This is a genomic window from Pollutimonas harenae, from assembly GCF_004153685.1.
Taxonomy (GTDB): domain Bacteria; phylum Pseudomonadota; class Gammaproteobacteria; order Burkholderiales; family Burkholderiaceae_B; genus Pusillimonas_C; species Pusillimonas_C harenae.
In genome coordinates, this window is record NZ_SDQD01000002.1 from 238,189 (window position 1) to 253,038 (window position 14,850).

15 protein-coding genes are annotated in these 14,850 nt (G+C 57.6%); 11 read left to right on the plus strand and 4 right to left on the minus strand.

All coding sequences use genetic code 11. From position 1 onward, the window contains the following. Positions 1–25 precede the first annotated feature (25 nt). Positions 26–901 (plus strand): acetyl-CoA carboxylase, carboxyltransferase subunit beta, encoded by an 876-nt coding sequence (accD, locus tag ERD84_RS07955; RefSeq protein ID WP_130039103.1) that lies wholly within the window; start codon positions 26–28, stop codon positions 899–901. A 146-nt stretch (positions 902–1,047) separates the two neighbouring features. On the opposite strand, the gene ERD84_RS07960 is transcribed toward accD, so the two are convergent. Next, positions 1,048–4,002, minus strand: coding sequence for an Rne/Rng family ribonuclease (locus tag ERD84_RS07960; RefSeq protein ID WP_130039104.1), 2,955 nt, complete (start codon positions 4,000–4,002; stop codon positions 1,048–1,050). A gap of 484 nt (positions 4,003–4,486) precedes the next feature. On the opposite strand from ERD84_RS07960, the gene ERD84_RS07965 reads away from it, so the two are divergent. From ERD84_RS07965 to ERD84_RS07980, 4 genes are all read left to right on the plus strand, one after another. Beyond that, positions 4,487–5,455 carry an RluA family pseudouridine synthase gene (locus ERD84_RS07965; protein ID WP_130039105.1) on the plus strand — a complete coding sequence of 323 codons (969 nt, stop codon included), beginning with the start codon at positions 4,487–4,489 and terminating at the stop codon, positions 5,453–5,455. After that, on the plus strand, positions 5,452–6,105 hold the full coding sequence (locus ERD84_RS07970; RefSeq protein WP_130039106.1) for an HAD-IA family hydrolase: 654 nt from the start codon (positions 5,452–5,454) through the stop codon (positions 6,103–6,105). Before ERD84_RS07965 ends, ERD84_RS07970 begins: the two co-directional genes overlap by 4 nt. A 132-nt stretch (positions 6,106–6,237) precedes the next feature. Then, positions 6,238–7,203 (plus strand): protein-methionine-sulfoxide reductase catalytic subunit MsrP, encoded by a 966-nt coding sequence (gene msrP, locus ERD84_RS07975; RefSeq protein WP_130039107.1) that lies wholly within the window; start codon positions 6,238–6,240, stop codon positions 7,201–7,203. 2 nt (positions 7,204–7,205) lie between these two features. Further along, the gene (locus tag ERD84_RS07980; protein WP_130039108.1) at positions 7,206–7,844 is read left to right on the plus strand and encodes a protein-methionine-sulfoxide reductase heme-binding subunit MsrQ; all 639 of its coding nucleotides are present in this window, start codon (positions 7,206–7,208) and stop codon (positions 7,842–7,844) included. 42 nt (positions 7,845–7,886) lie between these two features. Here the strand turns inward: ERD84_RS07980 and ERD84_RS07985 are convergent, their stop codons facing one another. The 3 genes from ERD84_RS07985 to ERD84_RS07995 form a co-directional block, all read right to left on the minus strand. Next, positions 7,887–8,636, minus strand: coding sequence for an N-acetylmuramoyl-L-alanine amidase (locus ERD84_RS07985; RefSeq protein ID WP_167667423.1), 750 nt, complete (start codon positions 8,634–8,636; stop codon positions 7,887–7,889). 65 nt (positions 8,637–8,701) lie between these two features. After that, the gene (locus ERD84_RS07990) at positions 8,702–9,421 is read right to left on the minus strand and encodes an SAM-dependent methyltransferase (protein ID WP_130039110.1); all 720 of its coding nucleotides are present in this window, start codon (positions 9,419–9,421) and stop codon (positions 8,702–8,704) included. Continuing rightward, positions 9,418–9,996, minus strand: a complete 579-nt coding sequence (locus ERD84_RS07995) for a Maf family nucleotide pyrophosphatase (RefSeq protein WP_130039111.1) — start codon at positions 9,994–9,996, stop codon at positions 9,418–9,420. Before ERD84_RS07995 ends, ERD84_RS07990 begins: the two co-directional genes overlap by 4 nt. 92 nt (positions 9,997–10,088) lie before the next feature. On the opposite strand from ERD84_RS07995, the gene ERD84_RS08000 reads away from it, so the two are divergent. From ERD84_RS08000 to fabG, 6 genes are all read left to right on the plus strand, one after another. Then, positions 10,089–10,601, plus strand: a complete 513-nt coding sequence (locus ERD84_RS08000; protein WP_130039112.1) for a YceD family protein — start codon at positions 10,089–10,091, stop codon at positions 10,599–10,601. Between the two features lie 81 nt (positions 10,602–10,682). Then, positions 10,683–10,865: a 50S ribosomal protein L32 gene (gene rpmF / locus ERD84_RS08005; RefSeq protein WP_130039113.1), complete on the plus strand. Its 183-nt coding sequence runs from the start codon at positions 10,683–10,685 to the stop codon at positions 10,863–10,865. A gap of 46 nt (positions 10,866–10,911) precedes the next feature. Beyond that, positions 10,912–11,994 (plus strand): phosphate acyltransferase PlsX, encoded by a 1,083-nt coding sequence (plsX, locus tag ERD84_RS08010; protein ID WP_130039114.1) that lies wholly within the window; start codon positions 10,912–10,914, stop codon positions 11,992–11,994. A gap of 20 nt (positions 11,995–12,014) precedes the next feature. Next, positions 12,015–12,989 carry a beta-ketoacyl-ACP synthase III gene (locus ERD84_RS08015; RefSeq protein ID WP_130039115.1) on the plus strand — a complete coding sequence of 325 codons (975 nt, stop codon included), beginning with the start codon at positions 12,015–12,017 and terminating at the stop codon, positions 12,987–12,989. 70 nt (positions 12,990–13,059) lie between these two features. Continuing rightward, on the plus strand, positions 13,060–13,992 hold the full coding sequence (fabD, locus tag ERD84_RS08020) for an ACP S-malonyltransferase (protein ID WP_130039116.1): 933 nt from the start codon (positions 13,060–13,062) through the stop codon (positions 13,990–13,992). Between the two features lie 5 nt (positions 13,993–13,997). Next, the gene (gene fabG, locus ERD84_RS08025; protein WP_130039117.1) at positions 13,998–14,741 is read left to right on the plus strand and encodes a 3-oxoacyl-ACP reductase FabG; all 744 of its coding nucleotides are present in this window, start codon (positions 13,998–14,000) and stop codon (positions 14,739–14,741) included. Positions 14,742–14,850 lie beyond the last annotated feature (109 nt).

Sequence of the window (14,850 nt, forward strand, 5' to 3'; positions counted from 1 at the left end):
ACCAGGTACTCATTTGGAATAAAACATGAGTTGGATCGAAAAAATTCTGCCCCCGCGGATTAACCGCAGTAACGAAGGGGGGCGGCGCGTTCCCGAAGGGGTATGGGTCAAGTGCCCGTCCTGCGAATCCGTTCTGTACAAAGAAGACCTGAAAGCAACTCTCAATGTTTGCCCGAAATGCAGCCATCATATGCGTATTGGTGCCCGAGAGCGCATCGAGGCCTTGCTTGATGCCGAAGGACGGGTCGAAATCGGACAGAACACGCGTCCTATGGACCCACTTAAATTCAAGGATAGCCGCAAGTATCCAGAGCGCGTAGCCGAGGCCACCAAGCAAACCGGTGAAAGCGAAGCCATGGTCGTAATGAGTGGCTCCATTCTTGCTGTGCCGGTTGTACTGGCCTGCTTCGAATTCAGCTTTATGGGTGGTTCCATGGGTTCGGTGGTAGGTGAACGCTTTGCACGTGGAGTGCAGGAAGCCATCAAGAATCGTACGCCCTTTATTTGCGTTTCGGCTTCAGGTGGTGCCCGAATGCAGGAAAGCTTGCTGTCGCTGATGCAAATGGCCAAGACCAATGCCATGCTGACACAGTTGTCGGCTGCCGGCTTGCCGTTCATCAGTATCCTGACTGACCCGACCATGGGTGGCGTTTCTGCCAGCTTTGCGTTTATGGGTGATGTGGTGATGGCCGAGCCACATGCCTTGATCGGTTTTGCCGGCCCTCGCGTAATCGAGCAAACCGTGCGCGAGAAGCTGCCAGAAGGGTTTCAGCGCTCAGAGTTCCTGCTTGAAAAGGGGGCTATCGACATGGTGGTAGATCGGCGCGAGATGCGCAATGAGCTGGCTCACTTGCTGGCCGTCCTGATGCGCCAGCCCGTCGATGTGGTGGCCAAGTCCTGAGCCAGGCCCCGAATAAAAAAGCCTGTTGAGTTCAACACTCAACAGGCTTTTTTTTATACCAGCCCGCTGGACCGATGCGAGAGCATCAAGAGAGCAGGCCGGTGAAGGTCAAGAGGGCCTGCCGATCAACAGGCCTCTTTTATCCTTTAGTGTGTTTCCACTTGCTGCAAGGCTTCTTCGACCGCAACCTTGGTGACCGGCTTGCGGGCCCTGCCCAGACGTACCGGCGCAGCGGCAGACTGGGGTGCCGGGGCTGATTTGGTCTCGATCAATTGCATTCCGGCAGTTTGCAGCATTTCTTGCAGCGAGCTGGATGCTTCTTTGGGCGCTGCGGTCGTTACAGCATTAGAGGTGGTGCCGGCCTCTTCAGCAGCTTCTGCAATAACGCTTGCTTCAGAGACTTTCTCTGCCTCAGGGGCTGCGGTAATACCAGCTTCTGCTGCATTCGTGACTGCCTCCGATACCTCTGCCTCAGGTTCTGCGTCGGCAGCAGGCTGGGTGGCAGACGCTTCATCAGCGTTTGTTTGTGCTGCTGCGGCTGGGACGGTCGTGTTTGCCACAACTTCAGCCGTGCCTACAATTTCGTCGGTCTCGGCGGGCTCTTGCTCTACCGGCTCGGCAGCCTGTGCAGGCGTCGTCTGATCGGATGCGCTTGTTTCCAGGGGCATGGCCTCCTGGGCATCAGCATCGGTAGCTGACTCAACTATTTGGCCGGCTGTGGTAGCCATGGCGGGTAAGGCTGCAGCATTGAAAGCAGGTGTCTCGTGTGTCTGGAGAACCTGTTTGCTAGCGTCGACAGCGTCGACGGCTTCATCGCTGTCTGCGGCGTTGACGTCTGCGCTTCCTTCGGTGTTGCGACGACCGCGACGGCTGCGGCGACGGCGGCGCTTGCGCTCAGGATCAAGCTGTTCGGTATCTGGGGTGGCGTCGGTATTTTGTGTGACGACCTCAGCCGAGGATTCGACCTGATCTTGTGCGTCGGTTATCGCGCCGGCGACAACAGCTTCCGGGGCGAGCAACGTATCGGCTTCTGCCTGGCCATTCGGCTTTTCATCTCGGCGGTTGCGACCACGGCCACGACGGTTGCGTCCGCCACGGTTGTTGCTTTCTGTTGTTTCGGTACTTTCGCCGCTCGGCGTCCGTGCAGCCGTGTTGCTGCGTGCCGGGCTGCCGTCCTCGTTTTGCTGAGATGACTGGCGACGTCCGCGTGGGGCCTGGCTTTCGTCCGACTTGCCCTCAATCGTATCCTGACGACGTTCGCCACGACGATTGCGGTTGTTGCGGTCACCCTGACCACGCTCACGACGGTCGCCGTGACGGCTGTTCTTGCCACGTCCGCCGTGAGGCTTGCTGGATGCTTCGGGTTTGGGTTCTTCCTTGGCTGCGGGGGCGCTGGCGCCAGTCAGCCAGTTGATCAGACGCTTGATCAGGCCGGGGCCTTGTGCCGTGGCAGTCGAGGCTGCGGAAGCGGTCGTTGAAATGGGCGCCGGTTGTGCCGGTGTAATGCCCTTGACCAGCGCTTCGGGACGGGTGGCGGCCTTGGCTTCCTGGTTTTTGCTGGAAGCCAGAGTGAGCTGCTCTTCAGGCTGGCTGACGAGTTCTATGCTGCTTTTGCTTTCTTCCAGGCGAGGGTCATCGTGGCGCAGGCGTTCGATGTGGTGGTGGGGCGTTTCTAGATTCTTGTTGGGAATCAGGATGAGGTTGACCTTGAGTCTTGCCTCGATCTTGGTAATGTCGGCACGCTTCTCGTTCAACAAGAAGGTTGCCACGTCAACAGGTACTTGGGCGTGTAGCGCCGCCGTGCCTTCTTTCATGGCTTCTTCCTGAAGCAGGCGAAGCACGTGCAGGGCGCTGGATTCTGCGTCGCGCACCACACCGGTGCCGTTACAGCGCGGGCAGGTGACGTGAGAGCCTTCGTTCAAGGCCGGGCGCAGGCGCTGGCGTGAGAGTTCCATCAGGCCAAAACGCGAGATTTTGCCCATCTGAACACGGGCGCGGTCAAAGTGCAGGGCGTCGCGCAGGCGTTGTTCGACAGCGCGTTGGTTCTTGCCTTCTTCCATGTCGATGAAGTCGATCACGATCAGGCCGCCCAAGTCGCGCAGACGCAGCTGGCGGGCCACTTCGTCGGCGGCTTCCAGGTTGGTGCGCGTGGCGGTTTCTTCGATGTCGGAACCGCGTGTGGAACGCGCCGAGTTCACGTCGATGGCCACCAAGGCCTCGGTGTGGTCTATGACAACCGAGCCACCCGAGGGTAGCTGCACCGTACGTGAATAGGCGGTTTCGATCTGGTGTTCGATCTGGAAGCGCGAGAACAGGGGGATGTCGTCGCGATACATTTTGACCCGCTGGACCGTATCGGGCATGACCACGCTCATGAAAGCAGTAGCTTGCTCGTAGATATCGTCGGTATCAATCAGGATTTCGCCGATTTCCGGCGAGTAGTAATCGCGAATGGCGCGGATGACCAGGCTCGATTCCAGATAGATGAGTATGGGAGCTGCGTTTTCGCTGGCAGCACCATCGATGGCAGCCCAAAGTTGCAGCAGATAGGACAAGTCCCATTGCAACTCTTCGACGCTGCGGCCTATGCCTGCCGTGCGGGCAATAATGCTCATGCCCGACGGAATGTCGAGCTGGTCCATGGTGTCACGCAGTTCCTGACGATCTTCGCCTTCGACACGGCGCGAAACGCCGCCGCCGCGAGGATTGTTGGGCATCAGGACCAAGTAGCGGCCTGCCAGGGAAATAAAGGTGGTCAGGGCGGCGCCCTTGTTGCCTCGTTCTTCCTTTTCGACCTGGATGATCAGTTCCTGCCCTTCGGTCAGTGCTTCCTGGATACGCGCAGTGCGCACATCGACGCCTTCTTTGAAGTAGCTGCGTGCGACTTCCTTGAAGGGTAAAAAGCCGTGCCGGTCTTCGCCATAGCTGACGAAGCAGGCCTCGAGGCCGGGTTCGATGCGGGTGATGACGCCTTTGTAGATATTGCCTTTACGCTGTTCGCGTCCGGCAGTTTCGATGTCGAGGTCGATGAGCTTCTGACCGTCGACAATAGCAACGCGTAGTTCTTCTTGATGCGTTGCATTGAACAACATTCGTTTCATGAGTGTGTTTCTCCGTAGTCATGGCGCGCCGCTGTACGGCGCACGACCGCGGGTCACTCGGTGTGTGGCGCTGAATTCGCATGGGGCATGGCTGACGGCGTCAGGCAGTGCCCACCTTGTGTCGGGTAGGCACGGCGTACCTGTAGGTACGTGGTTCAGTCAGCAGGAAGGTCAGTTGCACTATAGTGATTGTTGACAAAAAAATTGCTGGGAACGGCAGACGCGCATGTAAATTCGCGCCTGGTGCATTAAACGAAGACAAACTTTGCAAAGGATTCAGCGTCGCACGCGGTTGGCAGCAAAAAAGCAAATAGCGGGCTATACGCCACACCACTATTTGCGCATCGCAGCTGCGCCGGCGACCTAATGACCCAGAAGCTGAAACCAGGGCAGTACAATACGGCCTTTACTCGTCCAACGGAGACGCACCCTTGCATCTCTACGTTCGGCGGTTTTTTCAGCTTCTATAGGCTGACGCGATTATATGCCGCTTTTCCCTATGAGCAAAACAGTTATTGCCAAACATGACAATCCCAGCGTTCGTTTCGTGGAAATCGGCGACGAGCAGGCTGGACAGCGCATAGATAACTTTTTGTTACGCTTGTGCAAGGGGGTGCCCAAAAGCCACTTGTACAAGGCTATTCGCAATGGCGAGGTCAGAGTCAACAAAGGCCGTATCGCTGCCGATTATCGTCTCGAGATAGGCGATACCGTGCGCGTGCCACCCTTGCGTCTGCCGCGCTCAGACGAGCCCCGCCGTGTGCCGCCGGCGGTATTTCCCGTCGTGTTTGAAGACGAAGCGATTCTTGTGATCGATAAGCCGGCCGGTGTAGCGGTTCATGGCGGCAGCGGCGTGTCTTTCGGTGTTATCGAGCAATTGCGTGCTGCGCGTCCCGACGCGTCCTTCCTGGAGCTTGCCCATCGGCTTGACCGTGAAACGTCGGGCTTGCTGATCATTGCCAAGAAGCGCAAGGCCCTGCTGGGTCTGCACGATATGATGCGCGAGGGGGGCGGACGCAAGCATTACCAGGCTCTGGTAGTGGGCGATTGGGTGAACGATAAACAACACTTGCGCCAGCCGCTGCTGAAGTGGCTCACGGCTTCGGGCGAGCGCCGGGTCAAGGTGGATGCGCAAGGTAAGGCCGCCCACACCATTATTACCATGCAAAAACGTTATGGTCGCCACAGTTTGCTGGGCGCCGAGCTGCGCACCGGGCGCACTCACCAGATACGTGTGCACCTGGCAGCCAGCGGCTATCCCATTGTGGGCGATGACAAATATGGCAGTGATGAGGTTCGTGCCTATTTTGCCAGTCTGGGTCTCAATCGCATGTTTTTGCATGCCTGCCGGCTGGAAATCCCTCATCCGTTGACGGGTGATCCATTGGTATTCAGGGCGGATCTGCCGCCTGTGTGTCTGAGAATTCTTGATTATCTGGAGCAGCGTCGGTGAAACGTTACGAGGCGGTTATTTTCGATTGGGATGGCACTGTCATGGATTCCACCCATTCCATTGTTGCGGCCATCCAGGGTGCGTGTACAGATTTGGCCTTGCCGGTTCCATCGGCCAGCGAAGCCAGCTGGGTGATTGGCCTTTCGCTGCAAAGTGCCTTGTATCATTGTGTTCCTACCCTCACTGAAGAGCGCATGGATGAGTTTCTGGACCGCTATCGGTTTCATTTCCTGAGTCGTGATCCGCATATCAAGCTGTTTGATGGCATTGCCGGGTTGTTGCTTGAGTTGCGGGCCAGTCGGGTGAGTCTGGGGGTGGCAACCGGAAAGAGCCGTGTCGGGCTGGACCGGGTGCTGGATGCGATGCAGTTGCGGAGCCACTTCGATGCGACGCGCTGCGCCGATGAGTCGTTCAGCAAGCCTCATCCGGCGATGTTGCTGGAGCTGATGGAGGAGTTGGGTCTGGAGCCTGATCGGGTCCTGATGGTGGGCGATACGTCACACGATATCCAGATGGCTACGGCGGCGGGGGTGGACAGCATGGCGGTGACTTACGGGGCGCATGAGCCGTCGGTTCTGCTGGCAGCCGAGCCTACTGTGGTGGTTGGCAGTGTGCCTGAGATGCGGGAGTGGGTGCTGGCTCGGGTTTAGGGGTGGCGGTGTTATGTGCGCTGACTGCCCTGCTGCAAGCAGGGAGTAAGATCTTCATGCAAACTCAAAAACAACGGAACTTTCAGCCGCCATTCGCCGTCATACCCAGACATCGTTACAGCGTGGTACATCATGTCCAGACTCAAGCTGCCGTCCATATCGCCCTCTGAAATCACATCTGAAGCCGTCTGGCAATCCCGACGAACGTGGCTGCGGCACGCCGGCATGGGAATCGTAGCTGCCGGTGCGGGGTCGCTGGCGCCCGTTGCCTCGTCCTGGGCCCAGAGTGAACAGGCACTTCTGGCCGCCACACCCAACCCCGATTACCAGCTCATGGACAAGCCCACGTCCGAAAAAGATATCACCTCGTACAACAACTATTACGAATTCGGCACCGGCAAGAGCGACCCCTTCGAGAATGCCCACAAACTGCAAACACGGCCCTGGACGGTCAGCGTCGAAGGCGAAGTCGCCCGGCCGCGCACTTTCGACATAGACGACCTGCTCAAGCTTGCGCCCATCGAAGAGCGCGTCTATCGGCTGCGTTGCGTCGAAGCCTGGTCCATGGTGATTCCCTGGAGCGGCTACTCGCTCTCGACGCTGCTCAAAGCCGTCGAGCCTACCAGCAAGGCGAAGTTCGTGGAGTTCACCACTGTCGTCCAGAAAGACAATATGCCGGGCGTGGGTAGTCGTATCATCGACTGGCCGTATGTAGAAGGCCTGCGTATTGATGAAGCCATGCACCCGCTGGCCATGCTTGTGTTGGGTGTGTATGGCAAACAATTGCCCAACCAGAACGGGGCGCCTTTGCGTCTGGTTGTGCCCTGGAAATACGGTTTCAAGTCCGGCAAGTCCATCGTCAAAATCCGCCTGCTTGAAAACATGCCTATGACCAGCTGGGTCAAGATTGCGCCACAAGAATACGGCTTTTATGCCAACGTCAATCCTCAGGTGCCGCATCCGCGCTGGAGTCAGGCCACCGAAAGGCGGATAGGCGACGGCTTTTTTGCGCCGCGCGTCGATACCCTGATGTACAACGGCTATGCTGAGCAAGTTGCCTCTCTGTACGAGGGCATGGACTTGCGAAAGAACTATTGAGCATGTCTGCACAACAAATCGGTGCGCCCGGTACACGCAACTGGACTGCGCGCGAAGTGGCGCGTGTCAAGCCGCTGGTCTTTCTGTTGGCCTTGTATCCCTTGGCGCGCTGGATATGGCTGGGTACCCATGACGGCCTGAGCGCCAATCCGCCTGAGTTCCTGATCCGTTCTTCCGGCATATGGGCACTGGTGCTACTGGGGTTGACCTTGTGCGTGACCCCCTTGCGCCGGCTGCTCCGACAGCCCGCCCTGGTGCGCTTGCGCCGCATGCTGGGTTTGTTTGCCTTTTTTTACACCTGCCTGCATGTGCTGGGCTGGGCGTATTGGGAGCGCGGCTGGACTTTGACATCGATGTGGGCTGACATCGTTCAGCGTACCTTCATCCTGGTTGGGGTGCTTGCCTTTGTGCCCATGGTTGCGCTAGCCATAACCTCGACGCGAGGATGGATACACCGCCTGGGTCGGGGCTGGCAGCAATTGCACCGCAGTGTGTACATGATAGCCATACTTTCGGTGTGGCATTTCTGGCTGGTGCGGGCGGGCAAAAATGATTTTGCCGAACCTTATCTGTATGGCGCCTTGCTGGCAGGGCTTTTGTTGATCCGGGTCTTTTATTTCTATCGGCGCCGCTCGGTTTAAGAGACGCGACAGGCCTTGGGCGCCAGAAGCTGCCCCGCCAGCTTAACGCAGCGCTTTCATGATCGCCAAGGTTTGTGCGTCGGGCAGGCCGTCATATTGTGCCGGACGGTAGTGCATTTGAAAGGCGGCAATGACATTTTTGCTGGCTTTATCGAGCTCGCCACTGTGGGGCACGGTATAGCCCAGGCGACGCAGTTGCGCCTGTGTCCAGGCAATATCGGGCAGCCCCAGCGTCAGAAACTCCTGCTCATACTGCCTCGCCTTGTCTTCATCGTACCAGCGGCCTATGCCTTGGTCGGCCAGCTGTTTCCAGGGAAACAGTGGACCCGGATCGATCTTGCGCTGCGGGGCGATGTCGCTGTGACCGACAATATTGTGCGGCTTGATTTGGTGGCGGCGAATGATGTCTTGCAGCAGGGTGGCTACCACCTGTATTTGCACGGGGTTATAGGGTTCCCATTGATCACCCTCGCGCCCCTGATTGACAATTTCAATGCCTATGGAGCCGCTGTTCATGTCGCTACGGTCAAACCATGCGCTTACGCCGGCATGCCAGGCCCGGCGGCTTTCATCGACCAGTTGATATACATGAGGGTGAGCCTCATTGGTGACCAGGTAGTGGCTGCTGACATTGCGCTCTGAGAGAATTCTCAGGGATGCCTCGTTACTGGCCGAGGTGTAATGCAGTACCACGAACTCGACGCGACTGTTCTGGCTTTTGGCCTGAATGCTGCGATCTATGTCCAGTTCGCCCGGCCTATAGGTGCTGCAGGCCGACAGCAACAATATCATGGCGGCCAGTAAGAAGTGGCGCACGGTGCGCCGCGTGGGTGCCGAATAAAGTCGTGGATGTGACACTATCGACCCGCCAGATAAAGAAAAATGGTGGGTTTCTTGGACAGGTCAGGCGCAGGCAGCGTTTTCCAGTGGCTGGTGGTGTGCGTCTGTATCCACTCATCCGGGGTGGTGAGGGAGCTGGCTACACATAAGCGGGTGTTGCCTTTCAGGGCTTGTTTGAGCGTGTCGAACATGGCGCCGTTGCGGTAGGGCGTCTCGATCAGAATCTGGGTCTGATGTTGTTTTTGTGATGCTGCTTCCCAGGCCTTGAGTTGTTTGGCCCGTTCGTTGGCATCGACCGGGGCATAGCCGTGGAAGGCAAAACGTTGTCCGTCCAGTCCGCTGGCCATGAGGCTGAGCAGAATGGACGATGGACCTACCCAGGGAATCACCCGTAAGCCCATCTGGTGGGCTTGGGCCACAACCTTGGCCCCCGGGTCGGCGACAGCAGGACACCCAGCCTCGGAGACGAGTCCGATGTCGCCACAGTCAAGCAAGGGACTGAGCCAGGTTTTAATCTGCTGGGCATCGACTTTATCAGTCAGTGTATGGATGGTGATTTCCTGCAGTGGCCGTGTTGTGCCTATGAGTTTCAGGAATGCTCTTGCTGTTTTTGCGTTCTCGGCAATGTACGTGGAAAGCTGTGATGCCAGCTCGTGAGTGGCTTGCGGTAACCAGTTGCCAGGCGCTGACTCACCCAGAGAGACGGGGATCAAATGCAAAGTGCCGGTGGGTTTCAAGAGTGCTCCAAAGGGTTGAGTCCGAATGATCGCAGCATGCGGGATAGCGTGATCAGCGGCAAGCCGATGATGGCGGTGGGGTCGTCTGACTGCATGCTATCCATGAGCGCAATGCCCAGTCCTTCGGCTTTTGCGCTGCCAGCAGTATCGTAAGGCTGTTCACGCAGCAGGTAGGCGGTGATTTCCTGTGTGCTCAGTTGGCGGAAGTTGCAGCGAGTGATGACATCTGCCACTTCGTGGCGGTGACCGTCGCTGACGCATAAGGCGCTATGAAATTCTACAGTTTGTCCGCTCAGTAGTTCAAGCTGTGCCTGGGCGCGCTCGAAGTTACCTGGCTTACCTATAGGCTGGCCGTTTATGGTGGCGACCTGGTCCGAGCCGATAAGCAGGGCGCCCGAGTGGTCGAGGCCAACAGCCTGTGCTTTGGCCACAGACAGTCTGAGTGCGAGGTCGGCCGGAGCCTCGCCCGGCAGGGGGCTTTCGTCTATATTGGGCGCAACAGAGGTAAAGGGGATGCCCAGACGCGTGAGTAATTCCCGGCGATAGGGTGAACTTGAGGCTAAGATGAGACGCATAAGCGGTTTTTACCTGGTTTGGTTTGACTGTAAATGCCTGAGCACGTTATTATCTAATGTTTTCTTTGTGCTTGAAGCCTTTAGGTGTAGGGATGCAATACATTGATGCCTACGAACTAGCCCGTTTGGGTGATACGGTTCGCGGTACCGCGCCTATAGTACAGTTTGCGCGGCTTCTTGATGGGCTGCCGGAGCAGGGCGATGCGCAGGCCGAATGGGCTGTAACGGGCGAAAAAGACGCGCACGGACAGTATTTTCTGCGGATTGCAGTGCGGGCTTGTCCGGTACTTGAGTGCCAGCGCTGCATGCAGGCTTTTTCGTTTCAGATGGAAACGGAAAATCGTGTGCAGTTGGTCAGATCCGAGGCCGATCTTGAGCTCGAAGACGATCATCAGGCTGATACCGATGAAGTCATCGAGCGCATAGTCGGGTCGGCGCGCCTCGATGTGTCGGGGCTGGTTGAAGATGAAATCATCCTTAGCCTGCCTTATGTGCCCAAGCATGATGTTTGCCCGTCCTTACCGACGCAGCTTGCAGACGAACCGGTTGTCGATACGGACAAGCCGTCGCCTTTTGCAGTCTTGAGCCAGCTCAAGAAAAATTGAATTTTCGTATCAACTTGATTATTAACGCACTTAACTTGCGGGATCATCGCGTACAATAGCGACCCGTTTTCAGGAGTCATCATGGCCGTTCAGCAAAACAAAAAGAGCCCGTCTAAACGCGGTATGCATCGTTCGCACGATTTCGTTTCGGCGCCCGCCACGGCAGTCGAGCCCACCACCGGCGAGCTGCACCTGCGCCACCACATCAGCCCTAACGGTATCTACCGTGGCCGTAAAGTGCTCAAAACCAAAAACGACGAATAATTGTCAGTTTTTGCACTAGTGCAATAGCACGGCACCTACGCGTTTGATGTCGAAAACCGATATTCGAATTGCCATAGACTGCATGGGGGGCGACTTCGGCTTGCCGGTCACCATTCCTGCAGCATGTCGATTCGTCAAGCAGTATCCCGACACCCGGTTCCTGCTGGTGGGCGATGCGATGGCCATCGAGGCTCATCTGCGTGATGCCGGCAGTCCAGGTAAAGATTGGTACGAGATCCTGCCCGCTTCCGAAGTCGTCCTTATGGATGACTCCGTCGAAGTGGCGTTGCGGCGCAAGAAAGATTCCTCCATGCGTGTGGCGGTTCAGGCTGTCAAGGATGGCCGTGCTGACGCCTGTATCTCGGCGGGCAATACTGGCGCCTGGATGGCGATCTCGCGCTATGTGCTCAAAACACTGGACGGCATCGACCGGCCGGCCATTGCCACTTCTATTCCCAACCAGAAGGGTGGTGCCACGACGGTCCTCGACCTTGGGGCCAATGTCGATTGTTCGGCCGAGCACTTGTTGCAGTTCGCCATTATGGGTTCGGCCCTGGTGTCCACTGTCGACCTGCGTCAGCAACCTTCTGTTGGCTTGCTCAATATTGGTGAAGAAGTCATCAAAGGCAACGAAGTCGTCAAGCAGGCGGCCGAGTTGTTGCGTACCAGTGGACTCAATTTCTACGGCAATGTAGAGGGCGACGACATCTTCAAGGGTACGGTAGACGTAGTTGTTTGCGATGGTTTCGTGGGCAATGTCGTGCTGAAATCCGTAGAAGGCCTGGCCAAGCTGATTGCCACCATGATGCGTGCCGAGTTCAAGCGTGACGTACTGTCGCTTGCCGCAGGTGCTCTGGCCAAGCCGGTATTGAACCGGCTGCGCGATCGGGTCGATAACCGCCGCTACAACGGTGCCACCTTGCTGGGCTTGCGGGGTATTGTTGTCAAAAGCCATGGTTCGGCTGACGCATACGCTTTCGGCTTCGCCCTGCAACGGGCTCGCGAAGCAGTGCATAATGGTTTGCTTGATGGCACCACCAACGCCATTGATCATCTTCGCCAGAGCTTGCAGGATGCTGCGGCGCAATCGGCGAAGCTTTCCAACGATTTGTCTGATCCTGCCTCATAGTCAGGTATCTGGAAGCTACTATGCCTTACGCCAAGATAATAGGGTCGGGTGCTTATTTGCCTACGCGAGTCGTCTCCAATGACGAGCTCGCCGCCGATCTTGCCACTCGTAATATTGAAACCTCGGATACCTGGATCGTCGAACGTACAGGCATACGCCAGCGCCATATCGCCGACCCCGGCGTGACCACCAGTCAGCTGGCCACCAAGGCAGCACAGGCGGCTCTCGAGAACGCGGGTGTGGCTGCCGCCGACCTGGATCTCATTATCGTGGCCACTTCTACCCCCGATTTTGTCTTTCCCAGTACGGCTTGCCTGGTTCAGGCCAATCTGGGTGCCAAGGGTGGCGCTGCGTTCGATGTGCAGGCCGTGTGCAGTGGCTTTGTGTATGCCCTGGCTACCGCCGATGCCTTCATTCAGGCGGGCCGGGCCAAGACGGCCCTGGTCATCGGTGCCGAAGTGTTTTCCAGTATTCTCGACTGGAACGACCGCAGTACCTGCGTGTTGTTTGGCGACGGTGCCGGTGCGGTCGTGCTGCAGGCCTCCGAAGAGCCTGGTATTTTGGCCGCCCAATTGAATGCCGATGGCAGTCAAATGAAAATACTATGTGCTGCAGGTAATGTGGCGCATGGCAAGGTGGTGGGTGATCCCTTCCTGCGCATGGATGGTCAGGCCGTCTTCAAACTGGCCGTGACGTCGCTGACCAAATCAGCGCTCGATGTTTGCGAGCAGGCGGGTGTCCGGTTTGAGGATATCGACTGGCTTGTGCCGCATCAGGCCAACGTGCGCATTATCAATTTCCTGGGTCGACGGCTCAATATTGCCGACGATAAGGTCGTGATTACGGTCGATAGCCATGCCAATACCTCTGCCGCCAGTGTCCCGCTGGCTTATGATGCAGCCCGCCGTGATGGGCGGATCAAAACGGGTGATACCGTTCTGATGCAAGGTGTTGGTGGTGGCTTCACCTGGGGTTCCGTGCTGGTCAAAATATAGGTACAAACACGAATGGGTCGGCTCGCCGTCGTCGCGGCCGAAGTTTCTTTCAATTTTTTGTCTGCATGTTATGAAAATTGCTTTTGTTTTCCCCGGACAAGGATCACAGTCTGTGGGCATGCTTGACGCCTGGGCTGGCAACGCTGCCGTTCAGCGTGTGGTGGGTCAGGCTTCTGAAGCGCTGGGTCAGGATCTGGGCGCGCTCATTGCCTCCGGCCCTGCCGAAGACCTCAACCTTACAACCAACACCCAGCCGGTCATGCTGACGGCTGCCGTGGCCATGTACCAGGCCTGGGTCGATGCCGGCGGCCAAGAGCCTGTGCTGGTGGCCGGTCATAGTCTGGGCGAGTATTCAGCCCTGGCTGCCGCAGGTGCCCTGAGCCTGGAAGACGCTGTGCGTGTGGTGCGCGTTCGCGCCGATGCCATGCAGGCTGCGGTGCCAGTGGGTACGGGTGGCATGGCCGCCGTATTGGGTCTGGATGACGACGTGGTGCAGGCTGTGTGTGAGCGTGCCGCTCAAGGCGAAGTCGTTGAGGCAGTCAATTTCAATGCGCCGGCGCAGGTAGTGATTGCCGGTCATAAGGGCGCTGTAGAGCGTGCCTGCGAGCTGGCCAAGTCTGAAGGCGCCAAGCGTGCGCTCATGCTGCCGGTGTCCGCGCCGTTCCATTCCAGTTTGCTCGAGCCCGCCGCCCACGTACTGGAGCAATCGCTGGCCAGCATCAATATGGCCTCGCCGAAATATCCTTTGATCAATAATGTCGATGTAGCCAGCCCATCTGGACCCGCTGCCATCAAAGATGCCTTGGTGCGTCAGGCCTGGCATCCCGTGCGCTGGGTTGAAACCTTGCAGGCCATGAAGGCGCAAGGTATTACACACATCGTGGAGTGTGGTCCGGGCAAGGTGCTGACTGGCCTGACCAAGCGCATAGACCGTGATTTGATCGGTTTGTCGATCGCCGATCCGGCGTCGCTGCAGGCAGCGCTGGAAACTTTACAGGGATGATAGCCATGCAAGACAAACAACTCGAGGGCAAGCTTGCCCTGGTAACCGGCGCCACCCGTGGCATAGGCAAGGCGATCGCGCTTGAATTGGCCGCTCGCGGCGCCACGGTGGTGGGTACTGCAACCTCCGAGGCCGGAGCGCAGTCCATCAGTGAAATGCTGGCTGTTACAGGCGGACGTGGCGTTGTGCTGAATGTAGACGACGCAGCGGCGTGTGAAAGCCTGGTGGCAGAGTTGGCCAAGCAAGATGGCGGGCCGCATATTCTGGTGAATAACGCTGGTATTACCCGCGATAACCTTGCCATGCGCATGAAAGATGACGACTGGCAAGCGGTCATAGACACCAATCTGTCGGCCGTATTCCGCTTGTCGCGTGCGGTAACCAAGAGCATGATGAAAGCCCGCTGGGGTCGCATCATCAATATTACGTCGGTGATCGGATCCAGCGGCAACCCCGGGCAGGCCAACTACGCGGCTGCCAAGGCGGGTGTGGCCGGCATGGCCCGGGCATTGGCCAGAGAGCTGGGCAGCCGTAATATCACTGTTAATTGCGTTGCCCCGGGCTTTATCGAAACCGACATGACGCGTGCCCTGAACGAGAACCAGGCATCGGCCATTTTGGCTCAGATTCCGCTGGGCCGCCTGGGTGCCGCCAGCGATATTGCTCATGCCGTCGCCTTTCTGGCAGGCCCGCAGGCTGCTTATATTACCGGTACGACACTGCACGTGAATGGCGGAATGTATATGTAATAACCGAACAGGTGCCCTCTGGTAGGGTAAAATCTGTTCATCCCAGAGGTATTCCAATATAGGCTTGCAACAATATGCATAGGCTCGTATCTGGTAATGCCGTTTTTTT

What these genes read in the sequence shown, in the direction of transcription:
- accD (WP_130039103.1), top strand. Translation starts at nt 26, where the DNA reads ATGAGTTGGATCGAAAAAATTCTGCCCCCGCGGATTAACCGCAGTAAC.
- ERD84_RS07960 (WP_130039104.1), bottom strand. Translation starts at nt 4,002, where the DNA reads ATGAAACGAATGTTGTTCAATGCAACGCATCAAGAAGAACTACGCGTT.
- ERD84_RS07965 (WP_130039105.1), top strand. Translation starts at nt 4,487, where the DNA reads ATGCCGCTTTTCCCTATGAGCAAAACAGTTATTGCCAAACATGACAAT.
- msrP (WP_130039107.1), top strand. Translation starts at nt 6,238, where the DNA reads ATGTCCAGACTCAAGCTGCCGTCCATATCGCCCTCTGAAATCACATCT.
- ERD84_RS07980 (WP_130039108.1), top strand. Translation starts at nt 7,206, where the DNA reads ATGTCTGCACAACAAATCGGTGCGCCCGGTACACGCAACTGGACTGCG.
- ERD84_RS07985 (WP_167667423.1), bottom strand. Translation starts at nt 8,636, where the DNA reads ATGATATTGTTGCTGTCGGCCTGCAGCACCTATAGGCCGGGCGAACTG.
- ERD84_RS07995 (WP_130039111.1), bottom strand. Translation starts at nt 9,996, where the DNA reads ATGCGTCTCATCTTAGCCTCAAGTTCACCCTATCGCCGGGAATTACTC.
- ERD84_RS08000 (WP_130039112.1), top strand. Translation starts at nt 10,089, where the DNA reads ATGCAATACATTGATGCCTACGAACTAGCCCGTTTGGGTGATACGGTT.
- rpmF (WP_130039113.1), top strand. Translation starts at nt 10,683, where the DNA reads ATGGCCGTTCAGCAAAACAAAAAGAGCCCGTCTAAACGCGGTATGCAT.
- plsX (WP_130039114.1), top strand. Translation starts at nt 10,912, where the DNA reads ATGTCGAAAACCGATATTCGAATTGCCATAGACTGCATGGGGGGCGAC.
- ERD84_RS08015 (WP_130039115.1), top strand. Translation starts at nt 12,015, where the DNA reads ATGCCTTACGCCAAGATAATAGGGTCGGGTGCTTATTTGCCTACGCGA.
- fabD (WP_130039116.1), top strand. Translation starts at nt 13,060, where the DNA reads ATGAAAATTGCTTTTGTTTTCCCCGGACAAGGATCACAGTCTGTGGGC.
- fabG (WP_130039117.1), top strand. Translation starts at nt 13,998, where the DNA reads ATGCAAGACAAACAACTCGAGGGCAAGCTTGCCCTGGTAACCGGCGCC.